The organism is Saccharopolyspora hirsuta, assembly GCF_008630535.1.
Lineage (GTDB): Bacteria > Actinomycetota > Actinomycetes > Mycobacteriales > Pseudonocardiaceae > Saccharopolyspora > Saccharopolyspora hirsuta.
Window position 1 is genome coordinate 43,536 of record NZ_VWPH01000014.1, and the last position, 26,100, is coordinate 69,635.

At 71.1% G+C, this 26,100-nt stretch carries 28 protein-coding genes and 1 riboswitch; of the genes, 11 read left to right on the forward strand and 17 right to left on the reverse strand.

Annotated elements, in window-relative coordinates; genetic code table 11:
• Positions 1–5 precede the first annotated feature (5 nt).
• Positions 6–674, forward strand: a complete 669-nt coding sequence (locus F1721_RS26965; protein ID WP_211840643.1) for a GntR family transcriptional regulator — start codon at positions 6–8, stop codon at positions 672–674.
• Positions 675–745: 71 nt separating this feature from the next.
• The gene (locus F1721_RS26970; RefSeq protein ID WP_246155329.1) at positions 746–1,750 is read left to right on the forward strand and encodes a methyltransferase; all 1,005 of its coding nucleotides are present in this window, start codon (positions 746–748) and stop codon (positions 1,748–1,750) included.
• On the opposite strand, the gene F1721_RS26975 is transcribed toward F1721_RS26970, so the two are convergent.
• Entirely contained in the window at positions 1,725–2,378 is a 654-nt protein-coding gene (locus F1721_RS26975) for an MOSC domain-containing protein (RefSeq protein WP_150069610.1), read from the reverse strand. The two genes, F1721_RS26970 and F1721_RS26975, sit on opposite strands and share 26 nt — an antisense overlap.
• 387 nt (positions 2,379–2,765) lie before the next feature.
• Between F1721_RS26975 and F1721_RS26980 the strand changes: the two genes are divergently transcribed.
• Positions 2,766–3,395 carry a GNAT family N-acetyltransferase gene (locus F1721_RS26980; protein ID WP_150069611.1) on the forward strand — a complete coding sequence of 210 codons (630 nt, stop codon included), beginning with the start codon at positions 2,766–2,768 and terminating at the stop codon, positions 3,393–3,395.
• 4 nt (positions 3,396–3,399) lie between these two features.
• Here F1721_RS26980 and F1721_RS26985 read toward each other — a convergent pair whose 3' ends face one another.
• Both F1721_RS26985 and aceA read right to left on the reverse strand, forming a co-directional pair.
• Complete coding sequence (locus F1721_RS26985; protein ID WP_150069612.1) at positions 3,400–3,960, reverse strand: Uma2 family endonuclease; 561 nt, start codon at positions 3,958–3,960, stop codon at positions 3,400–3,402.
• 259 nt (positions 3,961–4,219) lie between these two features.
• Complete coding sequence (gene aceA, locus F1721_RS26990) at positions 4,220–5,533, reverse strand: isocitrate lyase (protein ID WP_150069613.1); 1,314 nt, start codon at positions 5,531–5,533, stop codon at positions 4,220–4,222.
• Between the two features lie 175 nt (positions 5,534–5,708).
• On the opposite strand from aceA, the gene F1721_RS26995 reads away from it, so the two are divergent.
• Positions 5,709–7,118: a helix-turn-helix transcriptional regulator gene (locus F1721_RS26995; RefSeq protein ID WP_246155330.1), complete on the forward strand. Its 1,410-nt coding sequence runs from the start codon at positions 5,709–5,711 to the stop codon at positions 7,116–7,118.
• Positions 7,119–7,307: 189 nt separating this feature from the next.
• A complete protein-coding gene (locus tag F1721_RS27000; protein WP_150069615.1) occupies positions 7,308–7,775 on the forward strand; it encodes a hypothetical protein in 468 nt (155 codons plus the stop codon).
• Positions 7,776–7,984: 209 nt separating this feature from the next.
• On the opposite strand, the gene F1721_RS27005 is transcribed toward F1721_RS27000, so the two are convergent.
• Complete coding sequence (locus tag F1721_RS27005; RefSeq protein ID WP_150069616.1) at positions 7,985–8,581, reverse strand: TetR/AcrR family transcriptional regulator; 597 nt, start codon at positions 8,579–8,581, stop codon at positions 7,985–7,987.
• 67 nt (positions 8,582–8,648) lie between these two features.
• Between F1721_RS27005 and zapE the strand changes: the two genes are divergently transcribed.
• The gene (zapE, locus tag F1721_RS27010; protein WP_211840644.1) at positions 8,649–9,659 is read left to right on the forward strand and encodes a cell division protein ZapE; all 1,011 of its coding nucleotides are present in this window, start codon (positions 8,649–8,651) and stop codon (positions 9,657–9,659) included.
• Between the two features lie 66 nt (positions 9,660–9,725).
• Here zapE and F1721_RS34590 read toward each other — a convergent pair whose 3' ends face one another.
• The gene (locus tag F1721_RS34590; RefSeq protein WP_170301617.1) at positions 9,726–9,896 is read right to left on the reverse strand and encodes a hypothetical protein; all 171 of its coding nucleotides are present in this window, start codon (positions 9,894–9,896) and stop codon (positions 9,726–9,728) included.
• 222 nt (positions 9,897–10,118) lie between these two features.
• Complete coding sequence (gene lepA / locus F1721_RS27015) at positions 10,119–11,969, reverse strand: translation elongation factor 4 (protein WP_150069617.1); 1,851 nt, start codon at positions 11,967–11,969, stop codon at positions 10,119–10,121.
• Between the two features lie 130 nt (positions 11,970–12,099).
• Between lepA and F1721_RS27020 the strand changes: the two genes are divergently transcribed.
• From F1721_RS27020 to F1721_RS35195, 3 genes are all read left to right on the forward strand, one after another.
• A complete protein-coding gene (locus F1721_RS27020) occupies positions 12,100–12,687 on the forward strand; it encodes a class I SAM-dependent methyltransferase (RefSeq protein WP_150069618.1) in 588 nt (195 codons plus the stop codon).
• A 54-nt stretch (positions 12,688–12,741) separates the two neighbouring features.
• Positions 12,742–13,725 carry an adenosine deaminase gene (locus F1721_RS27025; protein ID WP_211840645.1) on the forward strand — a complete coding sequence of 328 codons (984 nt, stop codon included), beginning with the start codon at positions 12,742–12,744 and terminating at the stop codon, positions 13,723–13,725.
• 270 nt (positions 13,726–13,995) lie between these two features.
• On the forward strand, positions 13,996–14,238 hold the full coding sequence (locus F1721_RS35195; protein WP_246155331.1) for a hypothetical protein: 243 nt from the start codon (positions 13,996–13,998) through the stop codon (positions 14,236–14,238).
• 2 nt (positions 14,239–14,240) lie between these two features.
• On the opposite strand, the gene F1721_RS27035 is transcribed toward F1721_RS35195, so the two are convergent.
• The 3 genes from F1721_RS27035 to F1721_RS27045 form a co-directional block, all read right to left on the reverse strand.
• Entirely contained in the window at positions 14,241–14,621 is a 381-nt protein-coding gene (locus F1721_RS27035; RefSeq protein WP_150069619.1) for a VOC family protein, read from the reverse strand.
• Positions 14,622–15,095: 474 nt separating this feature from the next.
• Entirely contained in the window at positions 15,096–15,959 is an 864-nt protein-coding gene (locus tag F1721_RS27040) for an EamA family transporter (RefSeq protein ID WP_150069620.1), read from the reverse strand.
• A 233-nt stretch (positions 15,960–16,192) separates the two neighbouring features.
• The gene (locus F1721_RS27045) at positions 16,193–16,999 is read right to left on the reverse strand and encodes a TSUP family transporter (protein WP_150069621.1); all 807 of its coding nucleotides are present in this window, start codon (positions 16,997–16,999) and stop codon (positions 16,193–16,195) included.
• Positions 17,000–17,207: 208 nt separating this feature from the next.
• Between F1721_RS27045 and rpsT the strand changes: the two genes are divergently transcribed.
• The gene (gene rpsT, locus F1721_RS27050) at positions 17,208–17,468 is read left to right on the forward strand and encodes a 30S ribosomal protein S20 (protein WP_150069622.1); all 261 of its coding nucleotides are present in this window, start codon (positions 17,208–17,210) and stop codon (positions 17,466–17,468) included.
• 52 nt (positions 17,469–17,520) lie between these two features.
• Here rpsT and holA read toward each other — a convergent pair whose 3' ends face one another.
• Positions 17,521–18,507 (reverse strand): DNA polymerase III subunit delta, encoded by a 987-nt coding sequence (holA, locus tag F1721_RS27055; RefSeq protein WP_150069623.1) that lies wholly within the window; start codon positions 18,505–18,507, stop codon positions 17,521–17,523.
• Positions 18,508–18,603: 96 nt separating this feature from the next.
• Positions 18,604–18,734: riboswitch (SAM riboswitch) on the forward strand.
• Between the two features lie 12 nt (positions 18,735–18,746).
• Here holA and thrC point away from each other — a divergent pair.
• Positions 18,747–20,012, forward strand: coding sequence for a threonine synthase (gene thrC, locus F1721_RS27060; protein ID WP_150069624.1), 1,266 nt, complete (start codon positions 18,747–18,749; stop codon positions 20,010–20,012).
• A 68-nt stretch (positions 20,013–20,080) separates the two neighbouring features.
• Here the strand turns inward: thrC and F1721_RS27065 are convergent, their stop codons facing one another.
• From F1721_RS27065 to F1721_RS27095, 7 genes are all read right to left on the reverse strand, one after another.
• Positions 20,081–22,432 carry a ComEC/Rec2 family competence protein gene (locus F1721_RS27065; RefSeq protein WP_150069625.1) on the reverse strand — a complete coding sequence of 784 codons (2,352 nt, stop codon included), beginning with the start codon at positions 22,430–22,432 and terminating at the stop codon, positions 20,081–20,083.
• Positions 22,429–23,214 (reverse strand): ComEA family DNA-binding protein, encoded by a 786-nt coding sequence (locus F1721_RS27070; RefSeq protein ID WP_150069626.1) that lies wholly within the window; start codon positions 23,212–23,214, stop codon positions 22,429–22,431. The genes F1721_RS27065 and F1721_RS27070 overlap by 4 nt, the downstream gene beginning before the upstream one ends.
• Positions 23,215–23,327: 113 nt before the next feature.
• Positions 23,328–24,188, reverse strand: coding sequence for a DegV family protein (locus F1721_RS27075; RefSeq protein WP_150069627.1), 861 nt, complete (start codon positions 24,186–24,188; stop codon positions 23,328–23,330).
• A 54-nt stretch (positions 24,189–24,242) separates the two neighbouring features.
• Positions 24,243–24,638, reverse strand: coding sequence for an SdpI family protein (locus F1721_RS27080; RefSeq protein WP_150069628.1), 396 nt, complete (start codon positions 24,636–24,638; stop codon positions 24,243–24,245).
• Positions 24,639–24,715: 77 nt separating this feature from the next.
• Positions 24,716–25,330, reverse strand: a complete 615-nt coding sequence (locus F1721_RS27085) for a histidine phosphatase family protein (RefSeq protein ID WP_150069629.1) — start codon at positions 25,328–25,330, stop codon at positions 24,716–24,718.
• Positions 25,327–25,722, reverse strand: a complete 396-nt coding sequence (rsfS, locus tag F1721_RS27090; protein WP_150069630.1) for a ribosome silencing factor — start codon at positions 25,720–25,722, stop codon at positions 25,327–25,329. The genes F1721_RS27085 and rsfS overlap by 4 nt, the downstream gene beginning before the upstream one ends.
• A 190-nt stretch (positions 25,723–25,912) precedes the next feature.
• Positions 25,913–26,086, reverse strand: a complete 174-nt coding sequence (locus F1721_RS27095) for a DUF1737 domain-containing protein (protein WP_150069631.1) — start codon at positions 26,084–26,086, stop codon at positions 25,913–25,915.
• Between the last annotated feature and the right edge of the window lie 14 nt (positions 26,087–26,100).

Below are 26,100 nucleotides of genomic sequence, written 5' to 3' on the forward strand. Positions count from 1 at the left end.
ACCCGGTGTCCCTCGACGTCCCAGCGCTGGCCGGAGTCGACCGGCAGACGCTACGCGAGCAGAGCCTGCACAAGCTCCGCGAAGCCATCAGCAGCGGCCAGCTCGCGCCGGGCACCCGGCTGATCGAGACCGAGCTCAGCGAAGCCCTCTCGGTGTCCCGCGGCACGCTGCGGGAGGCCCTGCGCCACCTGGTCCAGGAGGGCCTGGTCGTCGCCGACGAACGCGGCCGCCTGCTGGTCCGCGCCCTCACCCCGGCCGAGGTCCGGGACATCTTCGCCGTCCGCGGCGCGCTGGAGTCGCTCGCCGCGGAGACGCTGTGCGCGGCACCGGACCGCGCCACCATCGTCGAGCAGCTCCGGACCGCGGTCGACCGGCTGCGCAGCCCCGACCAGCCCATGTCCGACCTGGTCGAGGCCGACCTGGCGTTCCACCGGCGGCTGTGCGAGCTCACCGGCAACGAAACGCTGGTGCAGTCCTGGCAGCACCTGTCCGGGCTGACCCGGGCGACCATCGTCCGCTCCGGGCCCGAGCAGGCCCTGCGCAACATGGACTGGCAGCGGCACACCCCGATCGTCGAGGCCATCGAGGCCGGTGACGCCGAGCGGGCGCGCGAGGTCGTGCGCAGCCACATGCAGGAGAGCGCCGAGCGGATCGTCGCGATCCTCGCCGACTGACCACCGGAGTCCACAAAGCACAGCCGCGTCGCGGCGCGCTGATCGGCCGCTGCGGGCTTACCCTGCAACGCATGTCCTCCGAATCACCGGACATCTGGGCGATGGCCGACCTGGCCACGCCGTTCGCGGTTCGGACCGCGGCCACCCTGCGAGTGCCCGACGTGGTCAAGGACGGCCCGCTCCCGCTCGCCGAGATCGCGCACCGCTGCCGAGCCGTGGCCGATCCGCTGGGCCGGGTGCTGCGATTCCTGGTGCACCGCGGCATGTTCACCGAACCCGAACCCGACGTCTTCGGCCCCAACGACGCCTCCAACGCGCTGCGCAGCGACCTGGTCGACGGGCCGTGCGCCTGGCTGGACCTCGACGGCGCGGTCGGCCGCGCCGACCTCGCGTTCGTCGAGCTCGTCGAGCAGGTGCGGGGCCACCACCCGGCGTACCCGGCCGCGTTCGGCCGGTCCTTCTGGGAGGACCTGGCGCACAACCCGCAGCTCTCGGACTCCTTCGACACGCTGATGGAGACCAAGACCCAGGGGATCGCCCCGCTGGTCGCCTCCGCGCACGACTGGTCCCGCTACGCCCGGATCGCCGACGTCGGCGGCGGCAAGGGCGTGCTGATCGCCGAGATCCTCCGGCAGCACCCGCAGCCGCGCGGCGTGCTGGTCGACCTGGTCGGCCCGGCCCGCAACGCCACCGCCTACCTGCAGGAACAGGGCGTGCTGGAGCGCGCCGAGGTGGTGGCGGCGAGCTTCTTCGAGCCGCTGCCGGTCCGCGCCGACGCGGTGGTCATCTGCGACGTCCTCGGCGACTGGGACGACGAGGACGCGGCCCAGATCCTGCGGCACTGCGGCCAGGCGCTGGAACCCGACGGCCGGGTGCTGATCGTCGAGCTGCTGCCCGACAGCGACCGGATGGCCACCTTCACCGAGATGGACCTGCGGATGATGGTCTACGTCGGCGGCCGGATGCGCGACCTCGACCGCACCCAGCAGGTCGCGGCCGCGGGCGGGTTGTCCGTCGAGGACTTCACCCCGCTGGACAACGGCTACGCCATCATCGAGTGCCGCTGCGAGCGCTAGCCACCTTGGCGGCGACCGACTCGCGCCACTTCTCCGGCAGATCCGCCAGCCCGCGCTCGACGTGCTCGGCCAGCTCCGGGGCCCGGTTCATCGACACCGCGAACACCTCGGCAACCTGCACGCCGTGCTCTGGCCGGGAGAGCACCTCGACGGTGTCGCCCGCCGTGATCTCGCCCGGCTCCTCCACCGCCAGGTACGCGCCGGTCCGGCCGTGCTCGGTGAACTGCTTCACCAGCGACTGCACGTCCCAGAACCCGGCGAACACCCGGCACGGGGTGCGCGGTCCGGTCACCCGGAGCACCGCCCCGCCGATGCGCCAGCGCTCACCGATCACCGCCGAACTGCTGTCGACGTCGACCAGCGTGAGGTTCTCCCCCGCGTTGCCCGGCACCAGCTCCCGGCCCAGCACCTGCGACCAGTGCCCGAGCTCCTCGCGGTCGAAGGCGTAGGCCGCCTGGTACCACGCGCCGTGGTGCTTGCGGTCGCACACCGTGTCCCCGCGCACCCCGGTCGGCTCGAACCGCACCGGACGCGCCACCGGCTGCTTGTCGATACCGCTGCGGCCGACCCGCCCGGTCCACTCCCCGGTCCGCACCACCGCAACGTTCACCGACTGGACGATCCCCATGCCCTGAACCTACGTGGCGCCCGGCGCGCAGCACCAACCGATATCCACATGCGGAGACGCCGAACACGTCGCCGCTCCGGATGCACCCGCTGTCGCAGCCACGCGCTGGCCTGCCGCAGGGCTTCGCGAGCTTCCCCGGCCATCCGATCCACAGTGGACTGATCAGGCCACCGGGACCGCTCGGCGATCACCACCTCGACCTTGGCCGGGTGGTTGTCGTCGGAACCCCTCGCCCGGCGATCACGTTCCGGCACCGCGCCCGCGCCCGGGGCACCCGCGGCTCGACACCGCGCACACCGCAGCGGGTGATCCGGCACTCTTTCAACGGCATTCCTCCTCCCTCTTCGGCATAACGGAATTGAGGCGCTGATCCGAAGGGCAACAACCATGCAGACCACCACGCGCAAGGACCTCGTGCTCCGCACCGCCAGCGGCGAAGACACCGCGACCCTCGCCGAGCTGCTCGGCACCGCCTACCGCGACGAACCCCGCATGGCCGCGCTGCTGCCCGATCAGGCGCACCGGGAAGCCCGGCTGCGCAAGCTGTTCTCCCTCCTGCTCGACCACGACCACCCCACCCACCGCACCGAGATCGCGGTGCTGCGCGGACAGCCGCGGGCCGCGGCGGTGTGGGACCAGCCCGGCGGTCAGACGCCCGCGCTCGGCCGCCGCATCGCCCACCTGCCCGCGCTGCTCTCGCTGTTCCGCTGGCACCTCCGCGACACCGTGCGGGCGATCGAGGCGTTCAACGCCACCGACAGCCACCGCCCGGACGAACCGCACTGGCACCTGTTCGCCCTCGGCACCGCGCCGCAAGCGCGCGGCGGCGGGCTCGCCCGCGCGCTGCTGGAATCCGGGCTCGCCCGAGCCGACGCCCACGACACACCCGTGTACCTGGAAACCACCACGCACGCCGGAGTCGCCCACTTCGAGCGGTTCGGCTTCCGGGTGATCCACGAGTTCCCGGTCGCCGGTGGCCTGACCGTCTACGGCATGTGGCGGCCCGCCCGCCCCTGACCCGTCAGGGGCGCAGCCCGGTCACCAGGTCCGCCGGGGCGAACCGGACCGGGAATGGTCGTTGCGGTTCGAACAGCTCGTCCCCGACGACCCGCGCCACCCGCTGGTAGTCGCTGCCGCCGACCAGCTCCCACGCCGTCACCGACGGCACCTCCAGGTCCGGGTCGACCAGCCAGAAGTGCTGGCTGCCCAACCTGGCGTGGGCGGCCTTGCGCAGGCTGATGTCGTTCAGCCTGCTGCTCGGCGACGCGACCTCGACCGCCAGCACCGGCGCGGCCTGCAGGTTCTTCAACGTCAGGTCGCCGTAGCGCGCGACGACGAGGTCCGGCCGCAGCTCGGTGTACAGGTCCTGCCGCACCGCGAACGGCGCGGCGAGCACCCGGTACTCGGGCGGGCTCGCCCGGTGCAGCCGAACCAGCAGAGCGCCCAGCGCCTCCTGGTGCGGCCACCCCGGCGCCGGGCTCACCAGCAGCTCGCCGTCGACGAGCTCGTACCGGCGCCCGTCCTCCGGGAACGCCTCCAGGTCCTGGACCGTGAACCGACGGCCACCAAGATCGATCGACATCGCGTGCTCCCTCCGCTCGTGCACCACCCCGGTTCTCGGGGTCCCGCATATAAAGAGGAGCGAAGGCGCCGAACAGATACAGCAACGGCCGATGATCACCTGAACGAGTCGAAAACCCCCACCACCAACGAGAAGTGGGCGGGAACCCGACGCCTGGGTTCCCGCCCACTCGCACCATCGCGATATTTCCGACACCCCGCCACAGGGCCGCTGGTGCGTCTCGGGTGGCCGGCGCGGGGCCGACCACGGTCTCAACCGGTCAGTGGAACTGCGCGGCCTCGGTCGAACCGGCCAGCGCCGTAGTCGACGAGTCCGGGCTCACCGCGGTGCTGATCAGGTCGAAGTAGCCGGTGCCCGCCTCGCGCTGGTGGCGGGTCGCGGTGTAGCCGTCGACCTCGGCGGCGAACTCGCGCTCCTGCAGGTCCACGTAGGAGGTCATGCCGTCCGCCGCGTAGCCCTTGGCCAGGTCGAACATGCTGTAGTTCAGCGCGTGGAAGCCGGCCAGCGTGATGAACTGGAACTTGTAGCCCATGTGGCCCAGCTCCCGCTGGAACTTGGCGATCGTCGCGTCGTCCAGGTTCTTCTTCCAGTTGAACGACGGCGAGCAGTTGTAGGCCAGCATCTGGTCCGGGAACTTCGCCTTGACCGCCTCGGCGAACTTGCGCGCCACCTCCAGGTCCGGCGTGGAGGTCTCCATCCAGATCAGGTCGGCGTGCGGGGCGTAGGCCAGCGCGCGGGTGATGCACGGCTCGATGCCGTTGCGGACCTTGTAGAAGCCCTCCGGGGTGCGCTCACCGGTGGTGTACTGCTGGTCGCGCTCGTCGACGTCGCTGGTCAGCAGGGTCGCGGCCTGCGCGTCGGTGCGGGCGATGACCAGGCTCGGCACCCCGGCGACGTCCGCGGCCAGCCGCGCCGCGTTGAGCGTCTTGACGTGCTGGCTGGTGGGGATGAGCACCTTGCCGCCCAGGTGGCCGCACTTCTTCTCGGAGGCCAGCTGGTCCTCCCAGTGCACGCCCGCCGCACCGGCGGCGATCATGCCCTTCATCAGCTCGTAGGCGTTGAGCACACCGCCGAAACCGGCCTCGGCGTCGGCGACGATCGGGGCCAGCCAGTGGATGTTCTCGTTCTCGCCGCCCGGCGCCTCCGGGTCGAGCGCCTCGGACCAGTTGATCTGGTCGGCGCGCTTGAGGGCGTTGTTGATCCGGCGCACGACCGAGGGGACCGAGTTCGCCGGGTAGAGGCTCTGGTCCGGGTAGGTCTCACCGGCCAGGTTGGCGTCCGCGGCGACCTGCCAGCCGGACAGGTAGATGGCCTGCAGCCCGGCGCGGACCTGCTGGACCGCCTGGTTGCCGGTCAGCGCGCCCAGCGAGTTGACGTAGTCGGTCTCGTGCAGCAACTTCCACAGCCGCTCGGCACCCTGGCGGGCGAGGGTGTGCTCCTCGCGCACCGAACCGCGGAGGCGGATGACGGTCTCGGCGGAGTGGGTGCGCTCGATGCCCTTCCACCGCGGGTTGGTGTCCCAGTCGCGCTGCAGTTCCTCAGCGGCCTGCTTCGCCTGCTCGCGGATGCTCATCTTGTTCCCCTTCCGGGCTCTCCTGCGGCCTGTTGGGAACCAGTTTTGCCCCAGGTCCAGCGAAACACGACCAGATTTCCTTGGTAATTTTCTTGATTTTTCTGCTAGCATCAACGCCATGACGGAGTTCGCCAGCGAAGAAGACCGCAGTTTTTCGACGGAACACGACCTTCTGGTGTTCGGTCAGCGGCTGCGCCACTTGCGCCGCGCCGCCGGGCTCACCCTCGTGGAGCTGGGTGAGCGGGTCGGTCGCGCCCCGTCGCAGCTGTCGCTGCTGGAGAACGGCCACCGCGAGCCGAAGCTGTCGCTGCTGCGCGGGCTGGCCGATGCGCTGGGCACCTCCGTCGACGAACTGCTGTCCAAGAAGCCGCCGAACCGGCGCGCCGAGCTGGAGATCGCCGTGGAGAAGGCGCAGCTCGACCCGATCTACCAGCGGCTGGGCGTGCCCCCGCTGAAGGTCGGCAAGCGGGTGCCCACCGAGGCGCTGGAGCACGTGCTCGCCCTCTACGAGGAGCTCAAGCGCCGGGAGACCAAGCAGGTCGCCACCCCGGAGGAGGCCCGCAAGGCCAACGCCGAGCTGCGCCAGATGATGCGCGAGCACGGCAACTACTTCCCGGAGATCGAGAAGGCGGCCGCGGACATCCTGGACAAGGTCGGCTACCACGGCGGTCCGCTGTCGGAGGGCCAGATCCAGGCGATCGCCACCCACCTCGGCTTCGGCCTGCGGTTCGTCACCGACCTGCCGCGCTCGGTCCGCTCGGTCACCGACCTGAAGAACCGCCGGATCTTCCTGCGCCGCGAATCGCTGGGCATGCACAGCCCGCGCACCATCCTGCTGCAGACCCTCGGCCACCTCACCCTCGGCCACAGCCAGCCCCGCGACTTCGCGGACTTCCTGCGGCAGCGCGTCGAGGCGAACTACTTCGCCGCGGCGGTGCTGGTCCCCGAGCAGACCGCGGTGCCGTTCCTGCAGGCCGCCAAGGCCGAGCGCGACATCGCGGTGGAGGACATGCGGGACGTCTTCTCGGTGTCCTACGAGATGGCCGCGCACCGCTTCACCAACCTGGCCACCCAGTACCTGGACCTGGTCTGCCACTTCGTGCGCAACGACGAGACCGGCATCATCTACAAGGCCTACGAGAACGACGGCCTGGTCTTCCCGACCGACCCGACCGGCGCGATCGAGGGGCAGCGGATGTGCCGGTACTGGTCCGGGCGCCAGGTCTTCGCCTCCCCCGACCGGTACTCGACCTACTACCAGTACACCGACAAGCCGGGGGCGACCCACTGGTGCGTCGCGCACGTCGACCCCAGCCGCGGCCGGGACTTCGCGATCACCCTCGGCGTCCCCTACGCAGAGTCCCGCTGGTTCCGCGGGCGGGACACCAACAACCACTCGAAGTCCAAGTGCCCCAACGGCGAGTGCTGCCAGCGCCCGCCGGCGGACCTGGCCAACCGCTGGGAAGGCATGGTGTGGCCATCGGCGCGAGCCCACTCGCACGTCCTCGCCGCGCTCCCCGCGGACACCTTCCCCGGTGTCGACGAAGCCGACGTCTACGCATTCGTGGAGTCCCACCAGAGCTGATCAGGACGCGGTTCGGCGATAACCTCGGCCGTTCGCCGAACCCCAGCGCCGTCGGCGACAGCGGCCCGGCCGCTGGAACGATCTTCGCGCGCAACGCCGGAACAATGTCCGGACCTGCGAGAACCCCGCCATAGCAAGAGTCCTCGGACGTTCCGAGCACTGGCGAACAGGCTGGTGGAGCTCGGTGCCGTGACCGACGCTCCAGCCGCAGCGGCGCTGGCGGAGCTCAGCGCTCCGGCAGATTCCGACGAGGAGCGCAGCACGTCCGAACTGGTCCAGGTTCTCGGCGGCCTCGGCTTGGGCGTGCTGCTGTCCGCGCGCGCGGACCTGATCCTGGACCGCTTCGACAGCAGCGATGCCGTGAAGGCCGCTGCGGCCGACGAGTTCGTCGACGGCGCAGTCAGGTACCTGGGCGAAACCGCGATTCGCGCCTGGCCCGCCCGCTGGAGCTACCAGCACTCGGACGTTCCCTCCCTCTACGCGAACGTCCCGCTGATCCGCTCCAACACCCCGCAGGGATTCGAGGAGGTCAACGCACCCCTCTGGGTCCTCCAGCTCCTCGCCGAAGAACGCGAACCCGGCAGCGCGGCCTTCAACATGGGCGTGGTGGAGGACGCAGCCGACCGCTACCGCAAGGCGCTCGAAGCACGCACCTGATCACAGCACCGTCGACCGCGAAGGACATCCGGCGGACATGCGGGGCGCTTGTCACCAGACCTGCGTCGCGGAACAACGCGAACCTCGCACCCCGACACCGGGTTTGACGAACACGGGTCCAACCTGCGCCGCGCCCGGCATGATTGGGGAGAACTGACCGTGGCCGAGCGTCCTCCTCGGCCCGTCATCCACTTCCCGCCGCAGGCCGTTCAGCCGGCTGCACCCCGCAGGAACACCTCGACCGCCCGCGAAAGCTGCTCCCGGCTGGCCGCACTCCCCGGCTCAGGTGCGTTCAGCGATCTGCTGCCGATTACCCGGTCGAAGACCAATCCCTCGCACAGGCTGACCAGATCAGCGCCAGCTGCAGCCGGATCGGGCACTTGCAGGGACGCCATCAGGCCCGCCGCCAGCTGCTCGGAGAAGGCCGCCCGCGCCAACGGCTCGTGCAGTTCAGCGGTCGCGGTCACCTCCGCGACCAGTGCGTACCTCGCGATGGTGTCGTTGCGCCGCTCCCCCAGCATGCGGTCCAGGTGTACCGCGATCCGATCGGCCGCAGCGCGAACGTCCGGCGATGGCGCGAAGTCCGAACCGGCGAAGGCGTCGAAGTCCTCCCTGGCCCGCACCGCCAACCGCTTCACCGCAGCTTCAAGCAGCGCTCGGCGGGTGCGCACGTAGTACGACGTCGAGCCGCGCGGCAGCCCCAACCTCGCATCGACGGCCAAGTGCGTCAGCGCCCGAACTCCCTGCTCGGCGACGAGTTCGATCGCGGCGTCGGCGATGCGCGTGCGGCGGTCTTGCTCACACATGACTCGACCTCCCCAATGCCGCCGATACTCTACATCCATAGAGGCTCTATGGATGTAGAGGAGGACGGTGCTCAACCGAACCAGCTCACCCGGCGAGCTGCGCGAACGCTTCGATCTGGCGGCCTCGCAACAAGGTTTCGAACTCGACGCCGAGCAGCAGCGGGTGGCCGACAAGCTCGCCGAACTGGGCACCGCGCTGCCCAAGCGCTTCCGCCGACCGAGCGGGGTGTACCTGCACGGTGCGGTCGGGCGCGGCAAGAGCTTCCTGATGAACGCCTTCTTCGCCGGAGCTCCCGTCCCGGGCAAGCTGCGCGTGCACTTCCACGACTTCTTCAACCAGCTGCACCGGACCATCGCGCAGCACCGGTCGTCGGCGAACGCCGTGGACGCCGCATTCGCCGAACTGCTCGGCGGCCTGCAGCTGCTGTGCTTCGACGAGTTCCACGTGCACGACCCGGGCGACGCGAGGCTGGTCATCAAGCTGCTGCACGCCGTGCACACCCGCCGCATCGCGCTCGTGGCCACGTCGAACTACCGGCCCGCCGACCTGCTGCCCAATCCGCTGTTCCACGAGCTGTTCCGGCCCGCGATCGAATTCATCGAGGCGCACTGGGACGTGGTCGAACTCCCCGACGGTCCGGACTACCGGCGCACCGGCCGACGCAGCGGCTCCGGCTTCGCGAGCGGCACCTGGTCGAGGTCGCCACCGGCCGGGTTCGAATCCCCCACCGCAGCCGAACGCACCGCGCTCCCGGTGAACGGCCGGACGCTGCGCGCTTCAGCCGTGCGAGACGGGTTGGTGTGGTTCGACTTCGAGGATCTGTGCGCGACGGCCACCTCGGCGCAGGACTACCTCGCGGTCGCCGAGCGGTTCAGCACGTGGGTGATCACCGGCGTACCGCAGCTGACCGACCGTGATGCCGAGACGCAGCAGCGCTTCGCCAACCTCGTGGACGTGCTGTGCGACAAGGACGCGACCCTGCACGTGGTGGCCGAGCACGACATCGCAAGGACGTTGACCGAGGGGCGCGACACCGACCGGACCGCCAGCCGCCTGGCCCTCCTCGAATCCACCTGAAACCCGGCAGCGCGGCCCCGCACCTGCTGCGATGCGGGGCCTGCACCGCTGATCAGCGGACCGCCATCATCCGAGGACGGTGATCTCCAGCTTCCGAAGCGGGTCGATGGCGCTGTCGGTCGTGGCGACAGTGCCATCGACGACGTCGTGGACGGCGTCGGCGAGGGCGGCTCCCCCACCCAGCAAGCCGAATCCCGCTGCAGTCAGCATCGCGAGCACGAACGAACGCAAGCGCATTGCTCAGTCTCCGTTCCGGGGTCGAGGTGTGCGCATCGAGTCTGGGGCGCAGCGCCACCGTGCGCCCGCGAACGCACCCTTCTGGTCCGGTTCCTCACTCGCCCGCATGATCGGCGACCGCGAAATCACCGACGGTGGAACGCCTTTCGAAGCGCGAACCCCGGCCGGAAACACCGAGTGCCTCCCTCCCCGGGCGGGGAAGGAGGCACCGGTGCGCGGGCGTCACTTCTTGCCCTTGGCCTTGTCCTCCTTGGACTCGTCGGTGGACAGCGCCGCGACGAAGGCCTCCTGCGGGACCTCGACCCGCCCGATGGTCTTCATCCGCTTCTTGCCCTCCTTCTGCTTCTCCAGCAGCTTGCGCTTCCGGCTGATGTCACCGCCGTAGCACTTGGCCAGCACGTCCTTGCGGATCGCGCGGATCGTCTCGCGGGCGATGATCCGCGAACCGATCGCCGCCTGGATCGGCACCTCGAACTGCTGCCGCGGGATCAGCTCGCGCAGCTTCGTGGCCATCTTCGTGCCGTAGGCGTAGGCGGCGTCGCGGTGCACGATCGCGCTGAAGGCGTCCACCGGCTCGCCCTGCAGCAGAATGTCGACCTTGACCAGGTTCGACGTCTGCATCCCCGACTCCTCGTAGTCCATCGAGGCGTAGCCGCGGGTGCGGGACTTGAGCTGGTCGAAGAAGTCGAACACGATCTCGGCCAGCGGCAGCGTGTAGCGCAGCTCGACGCGGGTCTCCGACAGGTAGTCCATGCCGGACAGCTGGCCGCGGCGGCTCTGGCACAGCTCCATGATCGTGCCCACGAACTCCGACGGCGCGATGATGGTGCACTTCGCGACCGGCTCGAAGACGTCCTTGATCTTGCCCTCCGGCCAGTCCGAGGGGTTGGTGACGACCAGCTCGGTGCCGTCCTCCATGCCGACCTCGTAGACCACGTTCGGCGCGGTGGAGATCAGGTTCAGGTTGAACTCGCGCTCCAGCCGGTCGCGGGTGATCTCCAGGTGCAGCAGGCCCAGGAAGCCGCACCGGAAGCCGAAGCCCAGCGCCCCGGAGGTCTCCGGCTCGTAGGTCAGCGCGGCGTCGTTGAGCTGCAGCTTGTCCAGCGCCTCGCGCAGCAGCGGGTAGTCGGTGCCGTCCACCGGGTAGAGCCCGGAGTACACCATCGGCTTGGGCTCGCGGTAGCCGCTCAGCGGCTCCTCGGCGCCCTTGCGCTCGGCGGTGATCGTGTCGCCGACCTTGGACTGGCGGACGTCCTTCACACCGGTGATCAGGTAGCCGACCTCGCCGACGCCGAGGCCCGCCGACGCCTTGGGCTCCGGCGAGATGATGCCCACTTCCAGCAGCTCGTGGGTGGCGCCGGTGGACATCATCCGGATCCGCTGCCGCGGGGTGATCTTGCCGTCCACCACGCGGATGTAGGTGACCACGCCGCGGTAGGTGTCGTAGACCGAGTCGAAGATCATCGCGCGCGGCGGGGCGTCGGCGTCGCCCTGCGGCGCCGGGATCTGCTGCACGACCGCGTCGAGCACCGCGTCGACGCCCTCACCGGTCTTGGCGGACACGCGCAGCACGTCCTCCGGCTCGCAGCCGATGATGTGCGCCAGCTCCGCGGCGTACTTGTCCGGCTCGGCGGCGGGCAGGTCGATCTTGTTGAGCACCGGGATGATCTGCAGGTCGTGCTCCATCGCCAGGTACAGGTTGGCGAGCGTCTGCGCCTCGATGCCCTGCGCCGCGTCGACCAGCAGGATCGCGCCCTCGCACGCGGCGAGCGACCGGCTGACCTCGTAGGTGAAGTCGACGTGACCGGGGGTGTCGATCATGTGCAGCACGTGGTCGACGCCGTCCGCGGTCCACGGCAGGCGCACGTTCTGCGCCTTGATCGTGATGCCGCGCTCCCGCTCGATGTCCATCCGGTCGAGGTACTGGGCCCGGTACGCGCGTTCCTCCAGCACGCCGGTCAGCTGCAGCATGCGGTCGGCCAGCGTCGACTTGCCGTGGTCGATGTGCGCGATGATGCAGAAGTTCCGGATCCGCTCCGGGGGCGTGAACGTGGTGTCGGCGAAACTGCTCACTCAGTGTTCCTCGCGGATGTCGGCTGGTGCGGGGGTTCACCCCATCGTCCCATGACACGCCAAGTGCCCGATGTCCAACTCCGGGTCATCCCCGATGCCACCGCCGCGCGCACGGTGCTGAGCTGGACGTATGAGTGGTTTTCCGGAGTTCGCCCTGGACCGTGCTTTCGGTCACCCGCGCGGTTTGCTGGGCGCTGCGGGCGGCTGGCTGATGGCCCGCTGCAACGCGGCGACCGAGCAGCAGGTCGTGCGCCTGGCCCGGCTGTCCGGTACCGAGCGGGTGCTGGTGATCGGCCCCGGTCCCGGCGTGGGGCTGCGGGCCGCGGCGGGGCAAGCCGCTCAGGTGGTGGCCGTCGAGCCTTCGGAGCAGATGCGGCACGCCGCGGCGCACCGGTGCAGCGACCTCGCGAACGTGAACGTGCAGGACGGTGATGCCGAGTCGACCGGCCAGCCGGACGCGGCGTTCGACGTGGTGCTGAGCGTCAACAACGTGCAGCTGTGGCCGGACCGGGTCGCGGCGCTCGCCGAGCTGCGCCGCGTGCTGCGCCCCGGCGGCACCCTGCTGCTGTCCGCGCACGGTCGGTGGCTGCCCGGTGGCCGCACCGGGCTCGACGCGGACGTGCGGGCGGCCGGGTTCACCGACGTGCAGGTCTGGGCGTGGCAGCCGCCCGGCCGAAGCGGAGCGCAGGTCCAAGCCCGCGCCGTCCGGCCGCGATGACCCGTCGTTACGGTTGACCGCCGGTAACGGACCAGACCTCTGGAGGATCACGAGATGTCGTTGGGCTTGACGCTGCCCAAGGCCGAGCTGCACCTGCACATCGAAGGCACCATCGAACCGGAGCTGGTGTTCAGCCTCGCCCGGCGCAACGGGGTGGCGCTGCCCTTCGAGACCGTGGACGACCTGCGCCGCCGGTACGTCTTCGACGACCTGCAGTCGTTCCTCGACCTCTACTACCTGGCGATGGCGGTGCTGCGCACCGCGCAGGACTTCACCGACCTCACCGACGCGTACCTGGCCAAGGCCCGCGAGCAGGGCGTCCGGCACGCGGAGATCTTCTTCGACCCGCAGGCCCACGTCTCGCGCGGCGTCCCGCTGTCGGAGGTGGTGGCCGGGCTGACCGAGTCGCTGCGGACCAGCAAGGAGCGCTTCGGCATCTCCACCCGGCTGATCGCGTGCTTCCTCCGCGACCGCGGCCCGCAGGAGGCGCTGGAGACCTGGGAGGGCCTGCAGCCGCACCTCGCGCAGATCGACGGCGTCGGCCTGGACTCCGCCGAGGTGGGCCACCCGCCGCAGCTGTTCGAGCCGGTGTTCGCCCGCGCCCGCGAAGCGGGTCTGCACGTGGTCGCGCACGCCGGTGAGGAGGGACCGCCGGAGTACGTCTGGCAGGCCATCGACGTGCTCGGCGTGGAGCGCGTGGACCACGGCATCCGTTCGGTCGAGGACGGCGCGCTGCTCAAGCGCCTCGCCGACGACCGCACGCCGCTGACGGTGTGCCCGCTGTCGAACGTCCGCCTGCGCTGCGTGCCGGAGCTGTCCCAGCACCCGCTGCCGCGGATGCTCGACGCCGGGCTGCTGGTGACGATCAACTCCGACGACCCGTCCTACTTCGGCGGGTACGTCGGCGAGAACTTCGTCGCGCTGCAGGACGCGCTGAAGCTCGACGACGCGGTGCTGCGCCAGCTCGCCGCCGACTCGTTCCGGGCGTCCTTCCTCCCCGAGGCGGAGCGCGATGCGCTGATCGCCGAGATCAAGTAGCAGCTCTCGCGGCCCCGTCTCCGAGGCGGGGCCGCGGAACACTCAAGCCTGCCCGCCCAGTGCCTCCTCGTAGGCGCGCAGAGCAGCCACCACGGTGGCGCGCTCGGCTGGGGACAGCCCGAGCATGAGGGTCCGCCACGCTACCGGCGAGCCACTCCCGGATCGGCTGGGCGAGACCCGGTTGTCCGGCCACGAGCAGGAACTCATCACCGGCCTGACCGACGCCGTCGTCGAGGTGTACGGGAACTGGTCGACATCCGCCTGGAAGGCATGCCGGGCGGGCGCTGGGAAGTGGGCGGGAAGACCGCCGACTCCGCGGTCACCATGGCGTTCGGGGTGCGCGCAGGCCTCTTCGACCGGCCCGACGCCCAGGAGATCACCGCCCAGCTCGGCGCCGGGATCACCAACGCCATCGCGGACGTCCTCGGCGAAGACGTGCGAGCCGGAGCGACGGTCGAGCTGATCGCCTCACCAGCGGAACGCACCTTCACCGGGGGCCAGCGCGCGCAGTGACCTCAGAGGTTCCGGACGTCGATGCGCAGCGGGTGGTCGTCCGGGATCTCCACCAGCACGATCCGCATGCCGTCCGGGTCGGCGATCCACGCCTCGTCCAAGCCCCACGGCTTGCGCTCGGGCTCGGCCAGCACGGTGACTCCCCGCTCGCGCAGCTGCTCGAACTCGGCCCGGACATCTCGCACCTGCACCCAGAGCACCTGGTCAGGGCTCGGACCGGGCCCGGCGCTGCCCGAGACCTCCAACAGCCCCTGCCCGAGGAAGAACACCGTGCCGCCGGGGAACTCCCGGGCGATCGCCAACCCGAGCACGTCCCGGTAGAACCGCACCGATCGGTCCCAATCCCGCGGCCGGAGGATCAACCGGCTGGCCAAGACATCCATGCCCCATTCCTACCGGGCCGCACCCCCGACTGCCGAGTCAGCTCGCCCGGCGAAGTGCCGGTTCCACCAAGCGCTCCGCCCGTCGAAGCAGCCACGCCTCTGATCCGCTCGGAACGGCTCAGGCCCGAACGCTCTGCCGCCTCGTCGATCAGCCGAGCATCCGCAGCCGGAAGCGGAAACGACCTCGTCACCTCGAAAGCTCGATCTAAACCTCGACCGGCTCGTACTCGCCTCGCTGCACTTCAGCATCGAGCTCCTCGCGGTGCTCCTACTGCCGCTCTGCGAGCTCGGCACCGCTCATCCGCGGGAAGTCCGGCTCACTCCGCTCCGTCATCGCATCTCCCCGGCACTGATGGCACGCGCCGTGCGAGTCCCGATCTCGCAAAACGAAGTTCGCACTACGTCGTATCACCGCAGGATTTCGCGGGCACCCCGGCGCGGGGCCGGGTTTCACGGATGGGCGATCTGGGCTGGTCAGGCGATGCCGAGGAGGACCACTCCGGTGAGGACGACGAGGGCTCCCGCCATGCGGCGGCCGGGTTGGGACTCGCCGAGGAAGCGCCAGGCCAGCAGGCCCGCGATCACGATGCTCAGCTCTCGGGCCGGGGCCACCAGGCTCACCGGGGCGAGCTGCATCGCGAACAGGACGAGGATGTAGGCCAGCGGCGACAGCAGCGCCACCGCCAGCACCGATGCTCGGTGCTCGGACCAGACCTCGGCGATCTGGGGGCGGCGGCGGGCCGCGTACGGGGCGAGCAGGACCGACCTGGCGAAGTTGTTCGCCCAGTCGTACAGCAGCGGGGACAGCGCCAGACCGGTCACCGCGTAGGCGTCCCAGACCGTGTAGAGCGCGATGAGCGAACCGGTCAGGACGCCGAAGCCGACCCCGGCCAGGCTCGCGCCGGATCGGGGCAGGCCATCGGACAAGCCGATCACGAGCACACCCGCGATCACCAGCAGGCCGCCCGCCACCCCGAGCCAACCCGGCCGCTCGCCCAGCACCAGCACCGCGATCACCATCGCCAGCATCGGCCCGGTTCCCCTGGCCAGCGGGTACACCACCGACATGTCACCGACCGCGTAGCCGCGCTGCAGCAGCAGGAAGTAGGCCAGGTGCACGACCGCGCTGACGAGCACCCCCAGCACCCAGTTGCCCAGCGGCGGAGCGCCCTGCCAGAGCAGCACCCCGGCGGCCACCGGCAGGTACAGGACGGCGGAGCAGGTCGCGGTCAGCCACACGAAACCGGCACCGGCCGATCCGGCGCGCTTGGCGAAGAAGTTCCAGCCCGCGTGGGCGAACGCGGCGGCGACGACCAGGAGCACGGCGACCAGACCCATGGAACCCTCTCCGTGCCGCGCGGGCGCGCAGCATCCGGGTTCCTCCAGGCTTTTGTCCCGTCAGATGTGCGAGCGCTTCCGTACCGCGATCGCCGGTGCCGCTCGGACCAGTCCCCCGCGCTCCTGGTTGTGTCGATCTGCGGCGGAGCGGGAGCGGAACCCTAGGCACAACCTGCGGCGATGGTACGCCGCTCGGGCGCGGTGGCTGAAGGATCTTGTGGGCTGCAGCACGTCTAGGCGCCAGCGGCGAGCTTCCAGCCGAGGCTGATCACGAGGCCGACGACCACGGTCAGGAAGACCCGGCGCACGAAGCCCGATCCGCGCCGGGCCGCGACCACCGCGCCCAGGACGCTGCCCGCGATGTTGCTCAGCGCCATCAAGATCCCCAGCCCCCACAGCACCTTGCCCGCCGGGATGAAGAAGATCAGAGCGCCGATGTTGGTCGCGACGTTGACGACCTTCGCGGTGGCCGAGGCCGTGAGGAACGCGAAGCCGACCAGGCCGACCAGCAGGAACACCAGGAACGATCCGGTGCCCGGCCCAGCGATGCCGTCCCAGAAGCCGATCACCGCACCGCCCGCGAGCATCACGAGCAGCTGCACGCGGCGCTGGAAGCGCGGGGCGTCGACCGAACCGAGATCGGGCTTGCGCCAGGTGTAGAGGCCCACGGCCACCAGCGCGACGAGCACGATGATGTTGAGCACGTGGGAGGGCAGCGCGTTGGCGAGCATCGCGCCGCCCAGCGAACCCAGCAGCGCCACCAGGGCCATCGACAGCGCGGCGCGCCAGTCGATCGGGGTGCGCTTGGCGTAGGTGCGGGCGGCCGCGGTGGTGCCCGCGATCGCCGCGACCTTGTTGGTCGCCAGCGAGTAGATCACCTCGCCGCCCGGCATGAGCAGCAGCATCGCGGGCAGCTGGATCAGGCCGCCACCGCCGACGATCGCGTCGACCGCCCCGGCGAGGAACGCCGCCGCGCAGAGGAACAGCAGACCGGCGAGCGTGAGATCGGCGAAACCGGGCCAGTTCAGGGCGTCGAGCACGAGGATCGACCTTATGGCCTGCCGAGCCGGTTCCGAGTCGGATGTGATCGCTCTCGCCCCGGCTCGCCCGGCCGACATCCGCCCAGGTCGCGACTGTTAACATGGTCGACCGTGCCGTGCGGCGTTCCGCCGTGGAGGAAACCTGCCCCCGGGCAGGGCCGATTGAAGCGCGGCACGACTGTTTCGAAGACGAGGAAGAGGCGAACCAGTGGCCAACATCAAGTCCCAGATGAAGCGGATCAAGACCAACGAGAAGAACCGGCAGCGCAACAAGGCCGTGAAGTCCTCGCTGAAGACCGCGATCCGCAAGTTCCGCGAGGCCGCTGCCGCCGGCGAGAAGGACAAGGCCATCGAGCTGCAGCGGGCCGCCAGCCGGGCGCTGGACAAGGCCGCCAGCAAGGGCGTGATCCACCGCAACCAGGCCGCCAACAAGAAGTCCGCGCTGGCCCAGCGCGTCAACGAGCTCTGAGCCTCGGCCTGGCCTTCGGCCCCTTCCCCGGCGGGAAGGGGCCGTTTGCTTCTCAGGAGCGCTGGTTGCGGAGTTCGACCAGGCGCAGGACGGTGCGCTCCAGGGCGTAGGTGGCGTCCGCGGCCATGCCCTTGACCCCCGCGTTGACCTCGGCGACGGCTTGGAGCGCGGCCGCGAGGCTCTTGGGGTTCCAGCCCCGGGACTGCGCCAGCGCCTTCTTCACCTTCCACGCGGGCATGCCCAGCTCACCGGCCAGGCGGAACGGGTCGTTGCGACCACCGGCTGCGGCGACGCGGCCGATGGTGCGGACCGAATCCGCCAGCGCATCGGCGATCAGCACGTGCGGCACGCCCAGCTGCACCGCCCAGCGCAGCGCCTCCAGGGCAGCCGCGCGGTCCCCGGTCACGGCCTTCTCCGCGACCGCGAACCCGGTCACCTCGGCACGACCGCGGTGGTAGCGGCGGACCGCCGTCTCGTCCACCTTCCCGCCGGTGTCGGCGACCAGCTGGGTCGCCGCCGCGGAGAGCTCGCGCAGGTCCGAGCCGACGGTCTCGATCAGCGCGGCCACCGCCGCCGCGTCCGCCTTGCCGCCCGCCCGGCGGACCTCGTCGCGGACGAACGACTCCCGCTCGGCGGGCTTGGTGATCTTGTTGCACTCGGTGACGCGCGCGCCCAGCTTGCGCAGCGCGTTGGGCAGCTCCTTCGCGTACTTGGACCGCCCACCACCGGAGTGCACGACCACGAGCGTCACGCCGTCGACCGGTTGCTTGGCGTGGGAGAGCAGGGCTTCGGCGATCTCCTTGCCAGCGTCCTGCGCGGACTCCACGGCCAGCACCCGGCCCTCCGCGAACAGCGACGGGCTGAGCATCTCGGCGAGCTCCGGCGGGGTGAGTTCGCTCACCTTCACCCGGCGCAGCTCCGCTTCCGGGTCCGCTGCGCGGGCCGCTCCGACCGCCGCCCACAGCGCGCGTTCCACCAGCAGTTCCTCGTCGCCGAGAACCAGGTGCAGCGGATCGGTGACCACGGCCGGAGAGCTCATGCAGGCATCGTCCCACGCACCCGTGACGATCCCGGCATCTGGATCGGCCTGGCCAGAACCGCGCGGGATCCACTAGCGTTGCCGCCACAACCGAATAGCTCATCCAGAGGGGCAGAGGGAACGGCCCGATGAAGCCCCGGCAACCGTTCGCCCGGTGAATCGTGTCTTCCGCGAGGTCTCCGGCGAAAGCGGTGCCAATTCCGACCCGTCCGCGGGACAGATGAGGAGAGGACCTCGCGATGACCGCTGCTGCCCATGCCCAGAGCGCGACCAAGACCTTCGACCTGGGCAACGCCGTCGAACTGGTGTCCAAGGAAGAGGGCCACCGGCAGCCGCTGGCCCCCGAGTTCGTTTCGCTCGAAGACTTCTCCCCGCTGGAAGTCGCCTACGACTTCCCGCGGATCCGCCGCGAGGACATCGAAGCCGGTCCCCGCTCGATCTGGCGCTACAAGCAGCTGCTGCCGGTGCCCTCCAACGTCGAGGAGCACCCGAACACCGACCCCGGCTGTACCCGCCTGATCCGGGCCGACAAGCTCGCCAAGGCGCTGGGCGTCAAGCGGATCTGGATCAAGGACGACACCGGCAACCCGACCCACTCGTTCAAGGACCGCGTGGTCGCGGTCGCGCTGGCCGCCGCCCGCGAGTTCGGGTTCAAGGTGCTGGCCTGCCCGTCGACCGGCAACCTGGCCAACGCGGTGGCCGCGGCCGCCGCCCGCGCCGGTTGGGACTCGGTCGTGCTGGTGCCGAAGACCCTGGAGCGCGCCAAGATCCTGATGAGCGCGGTCTACGACGGCTCGCTGCTCGCCGTCGACGGCAACTACGACGACGTGAACCGCCTGGCCACCGAGCTGGCCGGGGAGCACGAGGACTGGGCGTTCGTCAACGTCAACGTCCGGCCCTACTACTCCGAGGGTTCCAAGACCCTGGCCTTCGAGGTCGCCGAGCAGCTCGGCTGGCGCATCCCCGAGCAGATCGTGGTGCCGATCGCCTCCGGCTCGCAGCTGACCAAGGTCCACAAGGGATTCAACGAGCTCGCCGAGGTCGGCCTGGTGGAGCCGAGCCCGGTGCGGATCTTCGGCGCGCAGGCCACCGGCTGCTCCCCGGTGTCCACCGCGTACAAGAACGGGCACGACGTGGTGCAGCCGGTCCGGCCGGACACCATCGCCCGCTCGCTGGCCATCGGCGCGCCCGCCGACGGCCCGTACGTGCTGGACATCGTGCGCAAGACCAACGGCGCCATCGAGGACGTCACCGACGACGAGGTCCGCGAGGGCATCCGGCTGCTGGCCCGCACCGAGGGCATCTTCGCCGAGACCGCCGGCGGGGTCACCGTGGCCACCGCGAAGAAGCTCATCGAGACCGGCAAGATCGACCCGGACGCCGAGACCGTCCTGCTGATCACCGGTGACGGGCTGAAGACGCTGGACGCCGTCCAGGACCAGATCGGCCCGAAGGCCACCGTGGCGCCGACGACCGAGGCCGTCAACCAGGCCCTGGGCCTGTAAGCCGCATCCCGGAAGTGCGCGGTGCTGCTCGCGGCACCGCGCACTTTTCGTCCACGGTGGACGGGAGTTCAGCGGTCCACCGCGCGCAGCGGGTCTCCTCGTGAGATGTGCCGGGGTCCTTGCGGGCCGGGCAGGATCGCGATGTCTCCTTCCTTGTCGGTGCGCAGCACTTCCGCGCCGCCGCGGGTGAGCATGTCCATCACGAACGGGCTGGGGTGCCCGTAGCTGTTGCCGTCGCCGACGCTGATCAGCGCCGTCCTCGGCCGCACCGCGTTCAGGAACCTCGGTGTGGTGTACCGGGATCCGTGGTGCGGGACCTTGAGCACGTCGGCCCGCAGGTCCAGCCCGGCGGCGACGAGGTGGCCCTGGGCGGGCAGCTCGACGTCGCCGGTGAGCAGCAGCCGTCCGGCCGGAGTGGTCGCCAGCAGCACGATCGAGGCGTCGTTGGCGTCCTCGGCCGTCTGCGTCCGGGTCAGCGCCGGGTCCGGTGCCAGCACGTCGAGCACCAGGCCCGGCCAGCTCGCCCGCTGCCCGGACTGCATCGGCACGACCGGGACCCGGTGCCTCCGGGTGTCCCGCAGCACCTCCCGCATCGCCCACGCCGGTTCCCGCAACGGCCCCACCGCCACCGCACCGACCGCGAACCTCCCCAGCAGACCGGTGAGCCCGCTGATGTGATCGGCGTGCAGGTGCGTCAGCACGGCCAGCGGAATGCGGCGCACCCCTAGCCGATCCAGGCACGCCGCCGCCCGCTCCAGGTCGGGACCGGTGTCGACCACCACCGCCTCCTCCGGCCGCCCGGTGGCTAGCACGAGCCCGTCCCCCTGCCCGACGTCGCAAGCGACCATGCTCCAGCCGGGAGCGGGCCAGCCGGACACCGCGCTGCGCACCGGCACCAGCACGAGCACCGCGAGCAGCAGCGCCACCGACGCCAGGACGCGGAACCGCTTGCCGCGCAACGCGATCAGCCCGACGACGACCAGCCCCGCCAGCAGCAGTCCCCCGGCCGTCCCGGGCAGCCAGTCGAACGAGCCGCCGGGCACGGCTGCCGCGCGGTCGGCGACCAGCACCAGCCATTCCAGCTCGGGCGCGGCCAGCCAGCAGAATGCGCCCGCGAGCCAACCGGAGACCGGCGCGACCACCGTCGCCAGCACGCCGAAAACGGTCGCCGGTGCGACGACCGGACCGGCCAGCAGGTTCGCCGGAACAGCGACGAGGCTGACCGTCCCGGACAGCGCCGCGACCAGCGGAGCCGTCACGACGTGCGCCGCCAGCGGGACCGCGATGGCCTCCGCCACGCCGACCGGGACACCGCGCGCCCGCAGCGCGGCCGCCCATGCCGGGGCCAGCACGACCAGCCCGGCCGTCGCCGCGACGGACAGGGCGAACCCCGCGCTCGTGGCCAGCTCCGGCATCAGCAGCAGCAAGCCGACCACGCTCGCCGACAGCACCGGCAGCGCGGAGCGCCGCCTGCCCAGGACCAGCGCCAGCAGCGTGATCGCCCCCATCGCCGCCGCGCGCAGCACGCTCGGCTCCGGACCCGCCAGGACGACGAACCCGACGAGCGCCGCGCCCGCGCCCAGCGCCGACAGCAGCGGTCCCGCGCCGACCAGGTGCAGCACCACGAGCACAGCACCGCACACGATCGCCAAGTTGGCCCCCGACACCGCCATGAGGTGCGTGAGACCGGCGGTTTCGAAGTCCTGCTCCACCTCCGGCGGCAGTGCGCTGGTGTCCCCGACGACCAGGCCGGGCAGCAGTCCGGCGGCAGCCGGACTCAGCTCGGCGGCCGCCGTGCGGCGCAGCCCGTCGCGCAGGTCCGCCGCAGCGCGCTGCCAACCCGGTGGCGGGGCGACCTCGGTGGGAGCCCCGAACACCTGCAGCGCGGCGATCGTGAGCTCGCCCGAGCGCGGCGGTGCGGCCTTGCCGCGGACCGTCACCCGCTGCCCGGCGATGAGCTCGCACCACTGCTCCGTCGGCACCAGCAGCACCACCGGGCCGCTCGCCCGCACACGCCGACCCGCGAGGTCAGCGGTCTCCAGCTCGGCCCGGACCAGAGCGCGGTCCTGCGCTCGCCGCGCCCCGAAGGACGCACCGCGCAACGGGATCGGTGCGCTGGTCAAGGTCACCCGTGCCGTCAGCCGCTCGCCGTGGTGGGCCGCCTCGCGGACCGGGTGGTGCTCGGCGTGGTGGCCCCGGAACGCCATTCCGGCCGCAGCGACGCCCGCCAGCAGGAGGACCACCAGCGCTCCCCTCGCCCAGGCCCGGTTCCCCGACACCGGCCACACCAGCGGTACCGCCAGCAGCGCGCACGCCGCCGTCGCCGCTGCCGCACCCCACCCGACCAGCAGGCCGAGCAGCGTGACCGCCCAGACCGCGGCCGCGGTCGGCGCCAGTCGGAGGTCGAATCCGGTGCTCACACCCGCACCAACTCCCGCAGCCGGGCGAAGCGGGAACTGCCGATCCCGCCGACCTCCCGCAGCTGCTCCACCGAGTCGAACCGGCCGTGCTCGGTCCGCCACTGCACGATCCGCTTGGCGGTGACCTCGCCGATGCCTGGCAGTTCATCGAGTTGCTCCTCCGTTGCGGTGTTCAGATCGACCTTGCCGTCGCCGGTCTGCCCGGCCTGGGCCTGCGGCGGCACCGGCACGGCGACGTAGAGCTGTTCGCCGTCGGCCAGCCGACGGGCGAGGTTGAGCCCGGTCAGGTCGGTGTCCGGCAGCGCGCCACCGGCCGCCTCGACGGCGTCGGCGACCCTGCTGCCGGGCTCGACCGTGACGAGGCCGGGGCGGTTGACCTGGCCGACGACGCTCACCACGAGCTCGGACTCGGCCGGGGTGGCCGCCGGGAGCGGCGGCGGGGGCAGGACGGGCGGCGGCGCCGGTTCGGCGGCGGATCGCGAGGTCCACGCCAGCGCGGCCATGCCGAGCAGCAGGACCGCGGCCACCAGACCGATCGCGAGCACGCCGGTCCGGCCGGGGTCCACTCTGGACCTCAGCAAGGACTCGGGCAGCCACCGCTCCGCGAACCGGCGCGTGCGCGTGCGCGGCACCGGTTCCGGTGGTGTCACGGAATAATCGGGCCCGGCTCGCTCCACCTCGTCGTCCTGGGCGGCGTGGCGGCGCAGGGCCTGCAGCCTGCTGCGCGGGTCGAGCGCTTCGTCAGGTCCGCCTGCGGCGCGGAATGCTTGTGCTTCGAACATGACGACGAAGGTAGATCACGCGAAATCCGTTGCGCAGCTTTATTTTTCGCAGATCTGACCACTGTGGACGCAGATTCAGCCCGATGGTGTGGAATCCGCCCGCCGAAAGATTCTCAATCGCCCGAACGCCACCCGTTCGGGAGAACCACGACCCCCACCGCGCCGGGTCCGATGTGCGCCCCGATCACCGCGCCCACCTCCGAGACCACGCAGTCCGCCTCGGCACCGAGATCGGCGCGGATCCGGCTCGCGAGCTGCTCCGCACGCTCCGGCGCGGCCAGGTGGTGGACGGCGATGGCCGCCGCCCCGGAACCCGCCGCGGACGAGGAGATCTCCACCAGCCGGGACATCGCCCGCGTGGTGGTCCGCACCTTCTCCAGCGCGTCGATCCGCCCGTCGTGGACGTGCAGCAGCGGCTTGATCGCCAACGCCGTGCCCAGCACCGCGGCCGCCGTGCCGATCCGGCCACCGCGCCGCAGGTACTCCAGCGTCTGCACCGAGAACAAGGTGGTGGTGCGCTCGGCCGTGGCGGTCGCGGTGCGCACGACTTCGTCCAGGTCAGCGCCCGAGTTGGCCGCCTCGGCCGCGGCCAGCACCGAGAAGCCCAGCCCCATCGCGGCGGATCGCGAGTCGACGACCCGCACCCGGTCCGGATCGACCTCGCGGGCGGCCAGCCGCGCCGCGTCCCACGTGCCGGAGAGCTGCCGCGACAGGTGCACCGCCACCACCCCGTCGGCGCCTTCGTCGAGGGCCGCCCGGAAGGCGCGCGCCAACTCCTGCGGGGTCGCGCCCGCCGTGGTCACGCGGTGCTTGCGGGCGAAGGCCCGCGCCAGGTCGTCCGGACCGAAGTCCGACTCGTCGACCGCCGCCGCCCCGTCCACGCTGACGTGCAGGGGAACGGTCCGCACCGCGTACTGCTCGGCAAATCCCGCGGGCAGGTACGCCGTCGAATCGGTGACGACTGCAATGGGCACACCGCAACCCTACGACGTCGCACGGCGAATCCGATCAGCGCTCGCCCGGCGTGGTCAATCCTCGCTCTCCCGGGCATTGGCAGCCCGTCCGGCGACGTTGGCCTTGCGCGTGCCGATCAGCACCAGCGCGATCACGACGACCAGCGCGGCACCCGGCAACAGCAGGAGGACCGGCGATCCCGCACCCGACACCAGCTGCCACGAGGCGATCGCCGCAGTCACCGCAGCGGCGGAGTAACCGACCCACGCCCCGGCGCGCGTCCACGGCCACGCCGCGAGGTGACCGGCCAGCCACGCCTCCTCGGAGGACATCGTGACCTTCGTCCGGATGCCGAGCATGCCGTTGCGCTGCAACTTCCCGCTCGCGATGGACCGCTGGATCGCGTGCACGACACCGGACAGGAAGACCAGGCTCAACGACAGGACGAGCGAATTCCCCGCAGCTGCCACGGACGACCCCCGCACGCCGAACACGGACGGACACCAATAAACCAGGCGAAACGACCTCGTGCCGAGGGAGGTGGAGGTCAGTCCTCGGCGGGAACCCCGGCGTTGTAGGCCAGCAGCCGCCAGTGGGTGTCGGTGCGCCGCTTGAGCACCACCCAGTGGCAGTTGCCGATGCCGCCCAGACCCGGCCACAGGTCCAGCGGGAGCCCGACCAGCTTGGCCGTCAACGCGGTGATCAGCCCGCCGTGCGCGCACAGCAGCGCGGTGCCCTGGTGCTGGTGGTCGAGCTCCTCGACCACCTCGGCGGCGCGCTCGGCCACCTCGATGCGGGATTCCCCGCCCGGCGGCGCCCACGTCGGGCTCGACCGCCAGGTGGCCATCGCCCCGGGCCAGCCGTGCTCGACCTCGGCTCCGCTCAGGCCCTGCCACTCCCCCAGGTGCGTCTCGCGCAGCCGCTTGTCCAACCGCACCGACGCCCCGCTGACCTCGGCGAACGCCTCCGCGGTGGTGCGCGCCCGGTTCAGGTCCGAGCTGATCGCGGTGTCCGGCGCGAACCGGGCGATCTGCGGCGCCGCCCGCCGGGCCTGCTGCCGACCGGTCTCGGTGAGCGCGCTGTCCAAGTGGCCCTGCAAGCGCCCGGCCGCGTTGTAGTCGGTCTCGCCGTGCCGCCAGAGCACCAGCCGGTCGAGGCTCACCCCTCGGCGTCCGACGAGTCGGCCGACGGCGCGTTCTGGTCCACGAACTCGATGCGCGGGCAGTCCTTCCACAGCTTCTCCAGCTGGTAGAAGGAGCGCTCCTCGGCGTGCTGGACGTGCACCACGAGGTCGACGAAGTCCAGCAGGACCCACCGGCCCTCGCGCGCGCCCTCGCGGCGCACCGGCTTGGTACCGGCCTCGCGCACCTTCTCCTCGATCGCGTCGACGATCGCCTCGACCTGCCGCTCGTTGGGCGCCGAGGCGATCAGGAAGCAGTCGGTGATGACCAGCTGCTCGGAGACATCCAGCAGGACCACGTCGGTGGCCTTCTTGTCCGCCGCGGCCTGCGCCGCGATCAGAGCCAGCCTGCGAGCGTTCTCGGTGGCTGCCACGTCACTCCTCTCGAGGTGGGCCAGGTATGCGACCCACGCCGGGGTAGAGGATAGGCCAGCCCGCAGCGCGCCAGGACGGACCACCTCGCACGACCGCCGGTCGCAACGTCCTTTATGCCCGAAGAACGCGGTCCGCATCAACGTGCGGCCGCCGACGGCGGCGACGCGCTGAGGCGAACGCCACGCGAGATCAGCCCTGCCCGGCGGGCAGGACCACGGCCTGCCCGGCGATCACGGTCTCGCCGTTGCAGGTCAGCGTCGGCGGGCCGTGCAGGACGTAGCCCTCCTCCAGCAGCGCGCTGATCCGGCGGCAGAACTCGGCGTCGTCGGGGCCGGTGATGAGGCGGTAGCGCAGTCGTTCCACGCCGGGGAGGCTAC